Origin of the sequence: Roseobacter sp. OBYS 0001 (assembly GCF_019654895.1) — a bacterium.
Classification (GTDB): Bacteria; Pseudomonadota; Alphaproteobacteria; order Rhodobacterales; family Rhodobacteraceae; genus Roseobacter; species Roseobacter litoralis.
The window spans coordinates 361,225-377,776 of record NZ_BPES01000004.1; the positions used below are offsets into that span (position 1 = coordinate 361,225).

Below are 16,552 nucleotides of genomic sequence, written 5' to 3' on the forward strand. Positions count from 1 at the left end.
TTCCGGCAACCGGGCGCATTAAAACGCACGCAAAAGACAAGACAGCGCGCCACACTGTGGCGCGCTAGCGTATTTAGATCAGACGGGGTTATTCGGCTGGCTGTGCTGCGGCATCGCCGATACCTGCTTTGTCACGGCGCCCGTCGTTGAACAGCGCCTTGATGAGCGACAAGACCATCAACACCATAATCATGGTAAAGGGCAGCGCCCCGATGATCATGGCGTTTTGCAGCGCGGATAACCCGCCACCGCCCGCCAAAAGCAAGGTGCCAATCACCAAAGTCAGGATAACACCCCAGATGATCCGATGCTTGACGCCGGTTTCTTCTGCACCACCGGACATGATGGTGTTCATGACCAGAATACCGGAGTCCGCCGACGTCACGAGAAAGGTCATGATCAGCACAACGCACATGATGATCAGCGCTTGCAGCACGCCACCAGACAGCATTTGCTCAAGCGTGACGAATAACTTGGCCGAATTTGAGGCCGCAATGATCACGCCATCCGCACCGCCATTGATCTCAAGATCAATCGCGGTACCGCCCAAGATCGTCATCCATGCAAAACACACAAGCGCAGGCGCGAAAACGGCGCCCAGCACAAATTCGCGCACCGTGCGGCCCCGCGAGATACGCGCAAGGAACAACCCCACAAAGGGCGAGAATGCAATCCACCACGCCCAGTAGAATGTCGTCCATCCTGCTTGCCATCCGAACAAACGGCCCTGTTCGCCAGCCGCATAGGCGGCGTCCAGATCGGCAGCGGGCAGGGCGGCAGCGGCCCCTTCAAGCCCGCCTGTAAAGCCTGCATAGCTGCCCCACTGGTTGGTGGCGCCCGAATAGACGGCGGACAACTCTTCGGCGGGCAGGGCCTGCACCGCAGCAGGCGCTGCGGTTGCAAAGGCATCCTGCGCCAGCGGCGCATAGGCCTCAAAGCTCAGGTTCACAAAATGCAGCAGATAGTCGATCAGGGCGGTCGCATAGGTCGTCATGGCAAAAAAGAACGAGCCAAAGATCACGAATGTCATCAGCAGGATCAGCGACAGGACGAGGTTGAGGTTCGACAGGTATTTCACGCCGCGCCCCACACCTGACACGGCCGAGATGATCGACATGCCCATGATGACAACAAGCGCTGCAATCAGGCCCGCCTTGGTCGCAACAGGGGTGTCGCCCGTTGTATCCATCATCCATTCGGCACCGGTGATTGAATATACACCATCCACCAGCTGGCTGACGCCGAAACCGATCGTGACCGACACGCCCAGAATGGTCGCCACAACGCCCAGAACGTCGATCAGGTGGCCAAAGGCCCCGTTTGCAAACCGACCGATCAGAGGTGTCAGCGCCGAACGGATCGTCAATGGCATGCCGCGGGTGTAGGCGTAATAAGCCAGGCTCAACCCGGTCACCACATAGATGGCCCAGGCATGGAACCCATAGTGCAGGAAGGTGTAGCGGAACGTGGACTGCAGCGCTTCGGGTGTGTTGCCCGTGACTTCACCCGATACCACCGAGGGATTTGATCCCCACAAACCAAGCGGTTCTGCCGTTGCGAATGTCATCAGACCCACGCCGAGACCTGCGCCGAACATCATGGAGAACCAGCTGAAATTGGAAAACTCAGGCCTTTGTCCGGGTGTTCCGAGAACGCGTTTTCCTGTCGCGGGGATGATTGCGACAATGATCAGAAAAAACGCAAAGGCCCCCACAGAGAGGATGTAAAAAGTATTGAATGAGTTCAGCAACGTGCTGTTCACATCCGCCAAGATCGCCCCTGCACCTGCAGGAAAAACCAATGCCCAGAGGACCAGAAGCACCATGCCGATCTTTGAGACCAGCGCGATGGGAAGGCTGTAGCCTTCGTAAAAGCCGGAGTCCTGAGTGTTGATCTCAAGGTCCGTGAATGGGGGTTTGACTGTCATTTTTGTTTCCCTGTTTTCGAAACGCTGTTTCAGCGTGTTTTTTATTTCTGAGACAGAGTAGCACAAATGAGTCCATTTTTCGCAGGATGAGTGGTTTTGGACTTAAACGGGTGACATCCGTTCTTTTTTTGTGCAACTATTGCTGCCTACCGATGGGCAGGATCATGATGCTGACCCCAAGAGCATAAGGGGCGGTTTTTGTATCTTCATGACTGATTGCGGCGTTTTGGCCTGCAAAACTGTCGTTTCTCTTCGTTGTCCGTCGGGCAGCTCAATTAGCGTTAAGAAACAATAACGAACAGGGAACAGTAAAAAAATGGCTCTTAAACCCCCACTTTCTGATCTGCCGATCAAAACGGCAGACAAGGGATTTTACCGCGGCTTCAGCGTCGATGTGACGGTGGCCAGTAAAATCATCATCAGCGTATTGGTCGTCTGGTGTATCTTCTGGCCGACGCAGTCAGGCCGGGTCCTCAGTGATCTCAACACCGTTATTCTTGCGAATGCGGCGGGGTGGTACATCTGGACGGTCGCTTTCTTTATCATCGTCTGCCTCGGGTTGGCACTATGGCCGACAGCGGGCAAAATGAACCTCGGCATGGATGGTGAAAAACCTGAGTTTTCAAATTTTTCGTGGTTTTCGATGATGTTCGGTGCCGGTATCGGCGTGGGCATGTTGACCTGGGCCGTGGCCGAACCGGTCGCACATTTCGGCAGCAATCCTGAAACAATTCAGGGCCTTACGACGGGTGGCGCCGCCGACAACGTGCGGATGGCCTATAAATGGTCCTTCTTGCACTGGGGTCTTGGGGCCTGGGCCTGTTATGCGGTTTGTGGCTTGTCTCTGGCGTTTTTCAGCTACCGACGCGGATTGCCACTGACGATCCGGTCAGCGCTGACGCCTCTGTTTGGCAAAGCTTTGTCGGGCAAATTGGGCCATATGATCGACATCGTCGCCGTGGTTGCGACCATTCTTGGTGTCGCGCAAACGCTCGGCTTTGGTGTTGAGCAATTCGTGGCTGGTCTGACGCGGATCGGTATTGGTGGTCTGGTCGATGCAGAAGGGGGTGCCACCTTTGTTGGTATTGTCGTCGCATTGCTTGTGATCATGGGCGCTTCAACGCTTTCAGCACTTTCGGGTGTGGGCAAGGGGATCAAGTGGCTGTCCAACATCAACATGGTGCTGTCCATATTCCTCCTTGGCTTCTTCATCCTGTTTGGAGCGACATGGTTCGGGGCGTCAGCGATGTTCCTTGGGCTGATTGATTATCTGCTGGCCTTGCCACAGATGAGCTTCAACGTCTGGCAGTCTGATGGTGTCGAGGGATCGCAAGCCTTCCTGTTGGCGCAGTGGCAGGGCTGGTGGCCCGTGTTCTACTGGGCTTGGTGGATCGCATTTGCACCCTTCGTGGGACTGTTCCTTGCGCGTATCTCGCGCGGTCGCAGCATCCGTGAATTCGTGCTGGGCGCGATGATCGTACCATCGCTGATGTGCTTTGTCTGGTTCGCATGGGCTGGCGGCACCGCGATTGATCTTGAATTGAACGGTGGCGCGAATGGTGTAATTTTTGATGCCGCCAATGGTGACAAGATCTTTGCAATGACCGAATTCATGCTCGCACCGATTGCCGACGCGCTGGCATGGGGCATGGCCTTTTTGATCGTTGTTCTGCTGATGACGTTCCTCGTGACGTCTGCTGACTCTGCGGTACTGATCGTAAACACGATCAACGCCGGGGGCGACGAAGGTCCAAAAGCACGGCCTCATATCCTTTTCTGGGGTGCCGCTTTGGGTCTCGTGGTCGCAGGTCTGTTGCTGTCGGGCGGGACATCCGCCATTCAGACCGCCATGGTCATCGGTGCATTGCCATTCTCGATCGTGATGGTGCTGATGTGCATTTCGTTGATCAAAGCGATTTACAATGACGGGCGCCGTGAGGCAGCTGGCATTCCGGCTGTCATCGACACGGATGCAACGCCTGCCGAGTAAAGGCCTGTATCAACGTGAAAGAGGGCCGCAGTTCACGCTGCGGCCCTTTTTCGTGCAGAGTTCGGTTTCTCATGCAGAAAGGTGCTTGACGCTCCCTGCGCCGCGGACAACTTTGCCATCATGAGACTAGATTCAGATTTCGTGCGCGCGCAGTTCCCCGCGTTTCAGGTGCCCGCCTTGCAGGGTCAGGCGTTTTTCGAGAATGCGGGGGGGTCATATACGTGCAAACATGTGATCGACCGCCTGACGCGATTTTACACGGAACGTAAGGTGCAACCCTACGCTCCTTATGTGGCCAGCACGCTTGCAGGCGAGGAAATGGATGAAGCGCGCAGCCGCATGGCCGCTCTGCTTGGTGTTGAAACCGATGAGCTGAGCTTTGGTCCGTCCACGACGCAAAACACCTATGTGCTGGCGCAGGCCTTTGCCGAGTTCCTGCAACCGGGCGAAGCGATTGTCGTCACCAATCAGGACCACGAGGCAAACACCGGGCCATGGCGGCGCTTGGCCAAACGCGGCATCGATATCCGCGAATGGCGTGTGGACCCGGTCACCGGGCATCTTGACCCGGAGGACCTCGAAGCCTTGCTGGATGAAAACGTGCGTCTTGTGTGTTTCCCGCACTGCTCAAATGTCGTGGGAGAGATCAACCCGGTGATCGAGATTACCGCGCTTGCCCATGCGGCAGGCGCCTTCGTCTGTGTGGATGGGGTGTCTTATGCGCCGCATGGGTTTGTGGATGTCGGCTCTCTCGGGCCGGACATCTATCTGTTTTCGGCCTATAAAACCTATGGTCCCCATCAGGGTCTGATGGTGATCCGCCGCGTTCTTGGGGGGCTGTTGCCCAATCAGGGCCACGAATTTAACGGCGATGCCTTATACAAAAGGTTCACACCCGCCGGACCCGATCACGCACAGGTTGCTGCCTGCGCGGGCATGGCCGATTATATTGACGCGCTGTTTGATCATCACATCGGCGGACCTGCCAGTCCCGCAGAGCGGGGGCGCGCGGTGCATGACCTTATGCGCGCCCATGAAGAAGCGTTGCTTGCGCCCTTGCTCGATGCGGTGAGCGGGCGCAATTCGGTGCGTCTGATTGGCCCCACGGAGGCCGCAGGTCGCGCGCCAACGGTGGCCCTCGCGCTTGAGCGTCCGGGCGAGGATGTGGCAGCTGAACTGTCGCGCCATGGGGTGATGGCGGGTGGCGGTGATTTCTATGCAGGCCGCGCGCTTTCGGGCATGGGGGTCGACGACAGCCTTGGCGTGTTGCGCCTGAGTTTCACGCATTACACGACCGCTGAGGAAGTCGCGCAGCTGATTGATGCTCTGGACAAGGTGTTGTGAGCGGCAGGACTGATCCAAGGCAGGATCGCGCGCGTAAAAGTTATAATAAATTCAGAAGGGTTACGGCTTGAGCACATCTCCCGTTTTGGTCTGGTTCCGGCGCGATCTGCGCCTGAGCGATCACCCCGCATTGAACGCTGCCGTCAAATCCGGCAATCCGGTCATTCCCGTATTCATCCACGACGATCAGGTTGAGACGCTTGGTGCGGCACCCAAATGGCGTCTCGGTCTTGGGGTCGACCATCTGTCAGAAACGCTGGAGGGCCTCAACAGCCGCTTGATCCTGAGGCGCGGTCCGGCGATTGAAACGGTCCGAACGCTCGTTCAAGAGACGGGGGCAAGGGCCGTGTTCTGGACACGCCTCTATGACCCGGCTGCGGTGGAACGCGACACCGAACTCAAGGCGGCACTCAAGCACGACGGCATCGATGCGCGCTCCTTCGGGGGGCACCTGATGTTTGAACCCTGGACCGTGGAAACCAAGACGGGCGGGTTTTACAAAGTCTATACGCCCTTCTGGAACATGGTCAAAAACCGCGATGTTGACGCGCCCCTGTCGGCACCGGCAAAGATCCCGGCACCCGACGCGTGGCCAAGCAGTGAAGCGCTCAGCGATTGGAACATGGGCGCTGCGATGGATCGTGGCGCGGCAGTGGTTGCACCCTACGTCCGGCTGGGGGAGGCCGCCGCACAAACGCGCCTCAGCACTTTTATCGACAAGATTGTTGCACGCTATGACACAACCCGCGATCAGCCTGCTGTCGATGGCACATCGGGGCTGTCGGAAAACCTCGCCCTTGGAGAAATAAGCCCGCATCAATGCTGGCACGCCGGGCTGCGCGCGCGCCAAGAGGGAAAACCCGGCGCTGAGACGTTCCTAAAGGAACTGGTCTGGCGCGAATTTGCCTATCACCTGATGCACCGCACGCCGCGCATTCTGACGGACAACTGGAAAGAGGGCTGGGATAGTTTCCCCTGGAACCGGGATGAAACGACCGAGGCCGTCATGCGCTGGCAACAGGGGCGCACGGGTATCCAGTTTGTGGATGCCGCCATGCGAGAGCTTTATGTGACGGGCAGGATGCACAACCGGGGTCGCATGATCGTGGCGAGTTACCTGACCAAACATCTCCTGAGCGATTGGAAGATCGGATTGAAATGGTTCGAGGACTGTCTGATCGACTGGGACCCGGCCAGTAACGCAATGGGCTGGCAGTGGTCTGCAGGTTCTGGCCCCGACGCGACGCCCTATTTCAGAGTGTTCAACCCCGTGACACAGCTGGATAAGTTCGACAAGGACCGCCAATACGTAAAGCGTTGGATCGCGCAGGGGCGGCGTGCGCCCTCAGAAACCGCGCTGTCGTTTTATGATGCAATCCCGCGCGCATGGGGTCTGAGCGGCGATCAGGAATATCCCGCCCCGGTTGTGGCGGCAGATGAGGGCCGTAAACGTGCTTTGGAAGCCTATGAAAATAGAGGGTTTTAATCGTTTGAAACGCTTGATTACAGCCCTAACTCTGTCTTAATGATCTGTTAACACGCGGCAAGAAACGAGCACCTCATTCATGATCCTGACATCGACAGACGGCCAGACAAACTTGCCGCGCTATTTCGTGCAAAGCTTTAAAGTTGCTCAGAAAATCAAGGCCGGGCGTCTGGACATCATCCTGCCGGATGGACGGACGTTTTCCGCCAGCGGAACCTTGCCCGGCCCAATCGCTGTGCTTGAGGTCAAGAATACCGACCTTTTCGCGCGGCTGGTCCGAGAGGGATACGTCGGGTTTTCAGAGGCCTATATGGATGACTGGTGGTCTACGCCTGACCTGCAGGCCTTCATGGATCTTGTGAACAGCGACAATGACGACATGTACAACGGCTATCCCGGGCAGAAACTGGTGCAATTGTTCGAACGGCTGCGGTTTTGGCTGCAACGCAATCACAAGGCGCAAGCGCGCAAGAACATCAGCTATCACTATGATCTGGGAAATGATTTCTACGGATTGTGGCTCGATGACAGCATGACCTATTCCTCGGCGCTGTTTGAAACGGGGCAGGAAAGCCTCGAAGCAGCACAAACTGCAAAATACAAGCTCATGGTGGATGAAATCGGCGCTAAACCGGGCGATCATATTCTGGAGATAGGCTGTGGTTGGGGCGGTTTTGCGGAATACGCCGCTAAGGAGCGTGGGCTTAGGGTAACTTGCCTCACAATCAGTGAAGAGCAGTTTAAGTACGCCAAGGAACGAATTGAAAAAGCTGGACTTTCTGATCTGGTAGATTTCAAACTGCAAGACTATCGGGATGAAAGCGGGTCCTACGATGGCATTGCCAGCATCGAGATGTTTGAAGCCGTGGGTGAAAAATACTGGCCAACCTACTTCAGTAAAGTCAGGGACCGGTTGAAACCGGGCAAATCCGCGACGCTGCAAATCATTACCGTCGCAGATGACCGCTGGGAAGCCTATCGCAGCGACGTCGATTTCATTCAGAAATATATCTTTCCCGGCGGCATGCTGCCCAGCCCCAGCGCGCTGAAGGATCAAGTCGTGCGTGCGGGCATGGGGGTCGAACGCTCCGTCGAGTTCGGCCAGAGCTATGCGATCACGCTCAAGCGCTGGCACGAGACGTTTAATGAAAAGTGGGATCAGGTCAGTGCAATGGGCTTTGATGAACGTTTCAGGCGCATGTGGAACTACTATCTGACGTCCTGTGCGGCGGCGTTCGAAACCGCAAATTGCGATGTGACGCAGATCACGATCAAGCGTCCGGCCTGATCTCGCGCGCAAAAGTCGCCACGCTTCTGCCTTAGTTTTTACACGCTTCAGTGACATGATCGGACCATTCTCGGCTTAGCAAAAAGCCGGAGATGAGGTTCGCACATGAGTATCCGAGGTTGGTTATGCCCGACGCCGCCAGATTGATCGCCGCCATTTGCATTGGCGCGCTTGCCTATGTCGTGTCACTGCAGATCAAGCCGCTGATGCCGGAAAGCACGGCCTTCGGATCATTCGCCTATATCAACGCGATACTGGGCATTGTCTGCGGCTGGACAGTGATGGGCAAACGCGCTGGTCGTGGTGTGGTTGCGGCGATCAACAACGGGTTGAGCAGCGCGTTGGTCCTCGTTATTTGGGGTTTGCTGCTGCACGCCAGCTACCAGATGTTCGACCGGGCGATGGACAATTGGTACAACGGCTTCTTTACCGCGATGGCGGCGATTTTTCAGTTCATGGCGGAATACGCGCTTGTCATGGTGGACCCGCTGGTTCTGTTTTCCCTGATGGCGGGCGGTATCATTGCGGGGCTTGCCACGGAATACGCTTGGCGCACGTGGCGATAGCCTTTAACAGTCGGGCATGAGATACCTTTTCCTGTTCGGAACACTTCAACATCGACCGCTGCTGGATGCCGTATTGGGGCACAGCAATGACGTGACAATCGCTGCGGCTGTGTTGCCGGGATATACGGTTCAGGCCGTCGCCGAGGGGCCTTTCCCCACGATTATGGCGCAAGACGGCGCGCGGGCCGAGGGGGCCGTGATCAGCGGGCTCACCCCGGACGATCACGCGCGGCTCGGCTTTTACGAAGCTGCCTTTGGATACGCTCTTGCGCCCGTCACCCTTGAGAATGGTGATACTGCCGAGGCTTATTTTCCGCAATCGGACATGTGGACACCGCAAGGCGCGTGGTCGCTCGATGATTGGATCAGGGACTGGGGCGAGTTGAGCGTGCGCGCGGCAATCGAAGTGATGCACTATCTCCATTCAAAGCGGCCCCATGAGGTCGCTGGGATGTTCCCGATGATCCGCGCGCGGGCGTGGTCACAGATCAACGCCAAACAGTCGCGTCACGGTGCCATGACGCTGATGGGTGACACACAGATTGACGCCGTGCGGCGACCCTATGCGCATTACTTTGCGCTTGAGGAATATGACCTCAGGCATCAGCGCTTTGACGGGACCATGACGCCACAGGTGGAGCGCGCGGTGTTTCGCGCGCCCGATGCGGCATTGGTCCTGCCCTACGATCCGGCCCGGGACTGTGTCATGCTGGTGGAACAGATGCGCATGGGCCCCCTTGCACGGGGGGACCGGGCGCTGTGGCAACTTGAACCCATCGCGGGCCGTCTGGACCCCGGCGAGGCACCCGAGGCGGCGGCAAGGCGCGAAGCGGTCGAAGAGGCCGGTCTTGAGATGGGCGAACTGATTGCCGTGGCTGAAACCTATTGCTCACCGGGCAATTCATCAGAGTTTTATTACATATATGTGGGGCTTGCTGATCTGCCGGAACGCGCGGCCGGTCTGGGTGGGGAAGAGGCGGAGGATGAAGACATCCGCTCGCATATCCTGCCTTTTGAGCAGCTGATGCAGATGTGTGATGATCTGCTGGTGGCAAATGCGCCTCTGGTCATGGCTGCATATTGGCTGGACCGTCATCGTGCGCGGCTCAGAAAAGCGTAAATTTAAAGCGGCGTATGGCGGCGGTTCATCACATTCTTTTGCACAGCGCCATCACAGGTCCGCGTTGCTAAGCCTTGAGGTCGGGCGGGTGCCCCGATAGAGGTAAATGAAATTCGGCTAAAAAGAGGACAGGCTGATGCGTGTCGCGCGCGATCTTGAGCAGGCAATCGGAAACACCCCGCTGATCCGGCTGAAAGCCGCAAGTGAGGCAACAGGGTGTGAAATCCTCGGCAAGGCCGAATTCATGAACCCCGGGCAATCGGTCAAGGACCGCGCCGCCCTGTTCATTATCAAGGATGCCATCGCAAAGGGTATGTTGAAACCCGGCGGCACGATTGTGGAAGGGACCGCGGGCAACACAGGTATCGGTCTCGCCCTTGTGGGGGCGTCGATGGGCTTCAAAACCGTGATCGTCATTCCCGAAACGCAAAGTCAGGAGAAAAAGGACATGTTGCGGCTGGCCGGTGCGGAACTGGTGCAGGTGCCCGCAGCACCCTATCGCAACCCCAACAACTTTGTGCGGTACTCGGAGCGACTGGCCAATGAACTGGCGCGCACGACAAACGAAGGCGTGATCTGGGCCAACCAATTTGACAATACCGCCAATAGGCAGGCGCATATCGAAGGCACAGGGCCGGAAATCTGGGAACAGACAGGCGGCAAGGTCGATGGTTTCATCTGCGCCGTGGGCTCAGGGGGAACGCTTGCGGGTGTGTCCGAGGCGCTCAAGCCCAAGGGGGTCAAGATCGGTCTGGTCGATCCGGATGGCGCGTCGCTTTATAATTACTACACGCGCGGTGTGCTCGAAATGAGCGAAGGGTCCTCGATCAACGAAGGTATCGGGCAAATCCGGATTACCAAGAACCTTGAAGGGTTCACGCCTGACTTCAGCTATAATGTGCATGACGCCGAGGCGCTGCCCATCGTTTTTGACCTGCTCGAACACGAGGGCCTGTGTCTGGGCGGCTCATCCGGAATGAATATCGCGGGGGCCATGCGTATGGCGCGCGACATGGGGCCGGGACATACGATTGTGACCATCCTGTGCGATTTTGGCACGCGCTATCAGTCGAAACTTTTCAATCCTGAGTTTCTGGCGAGCAAGGGCCTGCCTGTTCCGGCGTGGTTGGATCGCGCGCCTGCCAGCATTCCGGGCGTATTTGAAGACGCATGAGACGTTTCATACCCTTTTTGCTGACGTTGACCGTTTTGATGTGGGCGGCCGTGGCGCAGGCACAGGATCTGGCGGTCCGCGACGAGGACGACTCGCTTTATTCGTTTTGGGAGGATGCAGCATCCCGGGCGGAAGAACGCATCGATGCGGCCGAAGATCTGAGCACAGAAGACCTTGAAACGCTCAGGCAACGGCTTTCGACGTTTCGAGGCGAGTTTGATCTGGCACGACAGGCCAATTCGGCGCGCATCGCAACCATTCGATCCCAGATCAACGCGCTGGGACCCGTGCCCGAAAGCGGCGAGGAATCCGCGGAGATATCGGCGACAAGGGCGGACCTTGATCAGCAATTCGAAGACCTGCAAGCGCCCATTCTTGCGGCGGATGTTGCGTTTCGTCGCGCAGACGGTCTGATCAACGAAATCGACGCCATCGTAAGAGAGCGTGACACACGCCGTCTGCTGTCTTTGGGGCCCTCGCCGTTAAATCCGAAAACCTGGCCCATTGCTTTCGCGGACAGTGAGCGCATCCTGCGGGATCTGGCGAATGATCTCGCCAGTATCACAGACGAGCGCAATCAGGAGAATTTCCAGAACAAACTGCCCCTCGTGCTGTTGTTGCTGGCGATTTCACTGACCCTGATTGTCAGGGGCCGTTTATGGGCCGGAATTGCGGTAAATTACATGCGCCGCTTTGGCGGGCGTGGGTCCGGGGTATGGAGCTTTCTGGTCTCCTTGCTGCGGATTTTTCTACCACTTGCGGGCATCTATATTTTTTCCCATGCCATTCTACTGACTGGCGTTTTCGACGACACCTTCGAAAAACTGATATCCCTGATGCCTGTCCTGGGCTTTCTGTTGTTGGGTTTTCGGTGGCTCGCTGAACGACTGTTTGCGCGAGAAGAAGAAGACGCATTGATCTGCCTGACGCAGGAAGGCCGGCGGGCCGGTCGGTTTTACATGCTTATTCTGTCGCTGCTGTTCGTGGCGCGCGGGGTAATCGCCGTCTTGTTTGATCTTGAGCAGGCAGCACCCGAAACACTCGCGATCACGGCGTTTCCCGTTGTTGTCCTCTTTGGCGTTGTGCTGTTCTTCCTCGGGCTGTTGCTGCGCAAATACGACATTGTGGACGTTGAAGAGGGCGAAGATCACGCACAGAAACCGGGCGTCGGGCGTGTCGTGCGTTTCTTTGGCACCGTTTTGATCGCAGTCAGCCTGCTTGCCCCGGTGATGGCAGCCATCGGCTATTCCGAGGCCGGTAACGCGATGCTATACCCCACCATTCTAAGCTTGTTGGTGCTTGGGCTGGTGATGGTGCTTCAGCGCTTTGCGGCTGATGTATACGGGCTGATTGTGGGGCAGGGTGTGGAAGCGCGCGATAGTCTGATCGCGATATTCGCCGGGTTCCTCCTTGTTATGACGAGCATTCCGTTGCTGGCGCTGATCTGGGGCGCGCGTGTCACCGATCTGACAGAACTCTGGGGCAGGTTTCTGGCAGGGTTCGAAATTGGCGGGACACGGATTTCGCCTTCTGACTTTTTGACCTTCGCAATTGTCTTTGTCCTTGGCTATACAATCACGCGCCTTTTGCAGAGCACGTTGCGGGTGAATGTGCTGCCGAAAACGCGGCTTGATATCGGTGGGCAGAATGCCCTGATTTCGGGTATCGGCTATGTGGGGATTTTTCTGGCAGCACTTATCGCCGTTACGGTTGCGGGTGTTGATCTCTCTGCCTTTGCGATTGTTGCGGGGGCCTTGTCTGTTGGGATCGGCTTTGGCCTGCAAACCATCGTGTCGAACTTTGTCTCCGGAATAATCCTGCTGGTTGAACGGCCTATCTCCGAAGGAGACTGGATCGAGGTCGGTGGTCAAATGGGGGTGGTGAAACACATCTCCGTGCGGTCCACCCGCATCGAGACGTTCGACCGCACGGACGTTATCGTGTGCCCAACTCTGACCTGATCGCAGGGACAGTCACCAACTATACGCGCGGCAACACCATAGGTCGCCTGATCGTGAAGGTCGGGGTCGCTTACGGCACGGACACCAAGCGCGTTGACAGGATTTTGCGCGAGATCGCCAACGCTCAGCCGATGGTTTTGAATAATCCTCCCCCCAACGTCGTTTTCATGGGCTTTGGCGCGGACTCGTTGGATTTCGAAATCAGGGCCATCCTGCGGGATGTAAATTGGATACTCTCGGTCCAGAATGACATTAACCATGAAATTGCCGCGCGCTTTACAGAAGAGGGCATTGAAATACCCTTCGCGCAGCGCGACGTATGGTTGCGCAACCCGGAAGTTCTGCAGACCAATACAAGCGAGAGTGACTGACGTCAGCTTGTTCGGGGCCGTCCCGAAAGCAGAAAGAGGTTTGGTTTTCGAGCGTGTTTTTGTGTTCGTATTCTCAGTCCGCGATCTAATTCAGTTCACTTTTTTAGGCGCATGCTTGAGACTGTGCGGTTTTTCAAAAGTCCGAGTGCCGGATCACCCACTGACAAATCACACACCCGGAAGCCAAACCCTAATTTGCCTCTTGCAAAGAACATCATCGCCGGGCTACACCGCGCCCACGGAGCGGTGGCCGAGTGGTCGAAGGCGCACGCCTGGAAAGTGTGTAGGCGGGAGACCGTCTCCAGGGTTCGAATCCCTGTCGCTCCGCCATTTACCTTAAAGAAACGTTTCTCCCGATCCGGCTGCTGCCGGATTTTTCTGTTTTTTTGAACAGTTATGAGGGAGGGGCTGTTCACCGGCACCGGTGCGACGAGGGTCCAAAGCATCTCTGCCGGCTGATATTCTGCGGACTTATTACCTGCGCTGATCCAGTGAATTTTTTACAAGGCTGTGAAAATAAAACGTGTTCGGCGATATGGCTGAATGCTTCGACAGCAGTGGCGCTCGCGAGAGCGAACTCAGATTGAATTTTCCATTTGCACGGCTCAGGTCAATCCGGCGCGGGTACAAGCGCAGTAAATGGTGTTTTCAGCATGTTTCTACCATTCAAAAGGAGCAGTTATGACGCGGCGGCCAAGAGTGAAGGCGTCGGCAACATGCGTCATGGGAGAGAGGTCAACTTCCCTCGTTCCTGCGGCAATTAGTTCGGCAAAACGGGCGTAAAGCGCTGGATATTCCTGATCCTCACCCGCGGATGTTTCATGTCCATCGATCGTCAATCGCGCGCCACCCTCGCTGAGGATCGCGTTTCCGGCATCTGTGTCGATGTGGATGTTCCATTTTGGCGGACCTTGTTCCAACCAGTCGAACGCAGCAGTAATGGGCGCACCACCCAACGGCTCAAATGTCAGATCAACAGCCACAGGCGTATCGCGATTTGCCGGGAAAGAAAGGGTCGCTTTTTGCAAGTGTACCGGTTCAGGCAGGATCGCGGTAAGCACCGAGAGCGCGTTGATACCGGGATCAAAGACGCCCAGACCGCCTGCCTCCCAGATCCAGTCTTGTCCCGGATGCCAGTGCCTTACGTCCTCCCTCCAGTCGATGTGCAGCCTCTGTATTTTGCGATCCGCCAGCCAGTCGCGGGTTGCAGCCACTGAGGCCGCATGGCGCGAATGCCAGGTCGCGAAAAGCGTGACACCTTTTTCAGCAGCCAGCCGTTCCAGGGCCTGTACCTCCGAAAGGGTTGCGCCGGGTGGTTTTTCGAGCATCACGTGCCGTCCTGCTTCAAGCGCACGCCGGGCGTCGCCATAGCGTACTTGCGGTGGCGTTGCGAGCGAGACGCAGGTGATATCCGGCGCAGCCTGAAGCAGATCAGCGAGGCTGCGGTAGGCGGTGATGCCTCCGACTTCTGCGTTGCGGCTGGCTGTCGCGCTAAGGGTGAAGTCAGCGTTTCCCGCGATTGCGGGAATGTGTTGGTCGCGGGCGATTTTCCCGATGCCGACGAGAGCGATTGAATGTGGCATTAGTGGCTATCCTTTGGAACGTCGTTGCCCCGGCACCCGACGAGAAAGTCAAAGTCCGCGCCGGTGTCCGCACCTAAAACGTGATCATGAAACAGCAGCCCATACCCTCCCGGAGGTGCGAGATCTGCAGGTTTCAGAGCTTCAATTCGCGCAGCAAGCTCGGCATCCGAAATGTTCAGGGTCAGGCTGCGGTTTGGCACATCAACGGTGATTGTGTCGTGGTTTCGCACGACGGCTAAAGGCCCACCAAGTGCTGCCTCGGGCGTGGTATGCAGGATGACTGTGCCATACGCGGTGCCGGACATGCGCGCATCCGAGATCCGGATCATGTCTTTGATGCCTTTTTTGAGCACCTTGGGTGGCAGGCCCATATTGCCCACCTCGGGCATGCCGGGATAGCCACGCGGGCCGCACATTTTCAGCACCAGAATGCAGGTTTCGTCCACATCCAACGCATCGTCGTTGATCTGTGCCTTATAATCGTCGATGTCTTCGAACACGACTGCGCGCCCGGTATGCGTCATCAGTGCAGGCGTGGCCGCAGAAGGTTTGAGCACCGCGCCCAGCGGGGCGAGGTTCCCCCTCAAAACAGCGATGCCACCGCTTTTTGTAAGCGGGCGGTCGACGGGGCGAATGACATCTTCGTTCCAGTTTTGGGCGTCTTTGACTTCGTCCCAGATGGAACCTCCCGAAACAGTAAGGGCTTCTTTGTGCAATTTCCCGGCCTCGCCAAGGCATTTCAGGACAACAGGCAAACCGCCTGCATAGTAAAACTCCTCCATCAGGTATTTGCCCGAGGGTTGCAGATTGACGATGGTGGGGACATCGCGACCAAGACGATCCCAGTCATCAAGGGTCAACTCAACCCCAGCCCGACCTGCCATAGCCAACAGGTGCACAACAGCGTTTGTTGAACCGCCAATCGCACCGTTCACCCTGATCGCATTTTCAAAAGCTTGCTGGGTCATGATGTCGGAAGGTTTCAGATCGTCCTTTACCATCTGAACGATCCGTCGCCCTGTTATTTGGGCCATCACGCGGCGGCGTGAATCCACGGCTGGGATGGCCGCATTGCCCGACAGAGCCATGCCAAGAGCTTCGGTCATGCTCGCCATCGACGAGGCTGTGCCCATGGTGTTGCATGTGCCGGATGAGCGCGTCACCGCGGCTTCGGCTTCGATGAAGTCGTCTTGCGTCATTTCCCCGGCTTTCACGGCCTCTGAGAAACGCCACAGGTGTGTACCGGCGCCGACGCGCTCGCCCCGAAACCATCCATTCAGCATTGGCCCTCCCGTTACCACGATTGAGGGCAGGTCGGTGGAGGCTGCACCCATAATCAGTGACGGTGTCGTCTTGTCACAACCCACCATCAAAACGACGCCGTCAATGGGTTGCGCGCGCATGGTCTCCTCGACGGTCATGGCTGCGAGATTGCGATACATCATTGCCGTGGGGCGATAGGTATTTTCAGAGGCGGAAAACACGGGCACTTCCAATGGAAAGCCGCCGGCTTCCCAAACGCCGGCTTTTACTTTCTCGGCCAGTTCCCGAAGGTGCCCGTTGCAGGGTGTCAGTTCCGACCATGTGTTGAGAATGCCGATGACAGGGCGACCGTCGAACAGATCATGAGGATGGCCCTGATTTTTCATCCATCCACGGTGATAAATGTGATCGCGGCTGGTGCCGCCATACCATTCCTGAGAACGCAGTTTGCGGGGCCATTTGGCGGGTTTGAAAGTCAT

At 57.1% G+C, this 16,552-nt stretch carries 12 protein-coding genes and 1 tRNA gene; 10 read left to right on the forward strand and 3 right to left on the reverse strand.

What is annotated here, in order from left to right; all coding sequences use genetic code 11:
* Positions 1-88 precede the first annotated feature (88 nt).
* Positions 89-1,927, reverse strand: coding sequence for a BCCT family transporter (locus tag K5Q35_RS11630; RefSeq protein ID WP_013962132.1), 1,839 nt, complete (start codon positions 1,925-1,927; stop codon positions 89-91).
* A gap of 316 nt (positions 1,928-2,243) precedes the next feature.
* On the opposite strand from K5Q35_RS11630, the gene K5Q35_RS11635 reads away from it, so the two are divergent.
* From K5Q35_RS11635 to K5Q35_RS11675, 10 genes are all read left to right on the forward strand, one after another.
* Positions 2,244-3,917, forward strand: coding sequence for a BCCT family transporter (locus K5Q35_RS11635; RefSeq protein WP_013962131.1), 1,674 nt, complete (start codon positions 2,244-2,246; stop codon positions 3,915-3,917).
* A gap of 120 nt (positions 3,918-4,037) precedes the next feature.
* Positions 4,038-5,261, forward strand: coding sequence for an aminotransferase class V-fold PLP-dependent enzyme (locus tag K5Q35_RS11640; RefSeq protein ID WP_220799673.1), 1,224 nt, complete (start codon positions 4,038-4,040; stop codon positions 5,259-5,261).
* Positions 5,262-5,328: 67 nt separating this feature from the next.
* On the forward strand, positions 5,329-6,747 hold the full coding sequence (locus K5Q35_RS11645; protein ID WP_220799674.1) for a deoxyribodipyrimidine photo-lyase: 1,419 nt from the start codon (positions 5,329-5,331) through the stop codon (positions 6,745-6,747).
* A 79-nt stretch (positions 6,748-6,826) separates the two neighbouring features.
* Positions 6,827-8,035, forward strand: a complete 1,209-nt coding sequence (locus tag K5Q35_RS11650; protein WP_220799675.1) for a cyclopropane-fatty-acyl-phospholipid synthase family protein — start codon at positions 6,827-6,829, stop codon at positions 8,033-8,035.
* Between the two features lie 92 nt (positions 8,036-8,127).
* Positions 8,128-8,601, forward strand: coding sequence for a TrgA family protein (locus K5Q35_RS11655; RefSeq protein WP_308443348.1), 474 nt, complete (start codon positions 8,128-8,130; stop codon positions 8,599-8,601).
* Positions 8,602-8,617: 16 nt separating this feature from the next.
* Positions 8,618-9,721, forward strand: coding sequence for an NUDIX domain-containing protein (locus tag K5Q35_RS11660; protein WP_220799676.1), 1,104 nt, complete (start codon positions 8,618-8,620; stop codon positions 9,719-9,721).
* 136 nt (positions 9,722-9,857) lie between these two features.
* Positions 9,858-10,895, forward strand: a complete 1,038-nt coding sequence (locus K5Q35_RS11665; RefSeq protein ID WP_220799677.1) for a cysteine synthase A — start codon at positions 9,858-9,860, stop codon at positions 10,893-10,895.
* On the forward strand, positions 10,892-12,856 hold the full coding sequence (locus K5Q35_RS11670) for a DUF3772 domain-containing protein (protein WP_259650527.1): 1,965 nt from the start codon (positions 10,892-10,894) through the stop codon (positions 12,854-12,856). The genes K5Q35_RS11665 and K5Q35_RS11670 overlap by 4 nt, the downstream gene beginning before the upstream one ends.
* Complete coding sequence (locus K5Q35_RS22665; RefSeq protein WP_259650528.1) at positions 12,838-13,227, forward strand: mechanosensitive ion channel family protein; 390 nt, start codon at positions 12,838-12,840, stop codon at positions 13,225-13,227. Before K5Q35_RS11670 ends, K5Q35_RS22665 begins: the two co-directional genes overlap by 19 nt.
* A 240-nt stretch (positions 13,228-13,467) precedes the next feature.
* Positions 13,468-13,557: transfer RNA gene (locus tag K5Q35_RS11675), tRNA-Ser, on the forward strand.
* Between the two features lie 329 nt (positions 13,558-13,886).
* Here K5Q35_RS11675 and K5Q35_RS11680 read toward each other — a convergent pair.
* Positions 13,887-14,810, reverse strand: coding sequence for a Gfo/Idh/MocA family protein (locus K5Q35_RS11680; protein ID WP_220799678.1), 924 nt, complete (start codon positions 14,808-14,810; stop codon positions 13,887-13,889).
* On the reverse strand, positions 14,810-16,552 hold the full coding sequence (gene araD / locus K5Q35_RS11685) for an L-arabinonate dehydratase (protein WP_220799679.1): 1,743 nt from the start codon (positions 16,550-16,552) through the stop codon (positions 14,810-14,812). The genes K5Q35_RS11680 and araD overlap by 1 nt, the downstream gene beginning before the upstream one ends.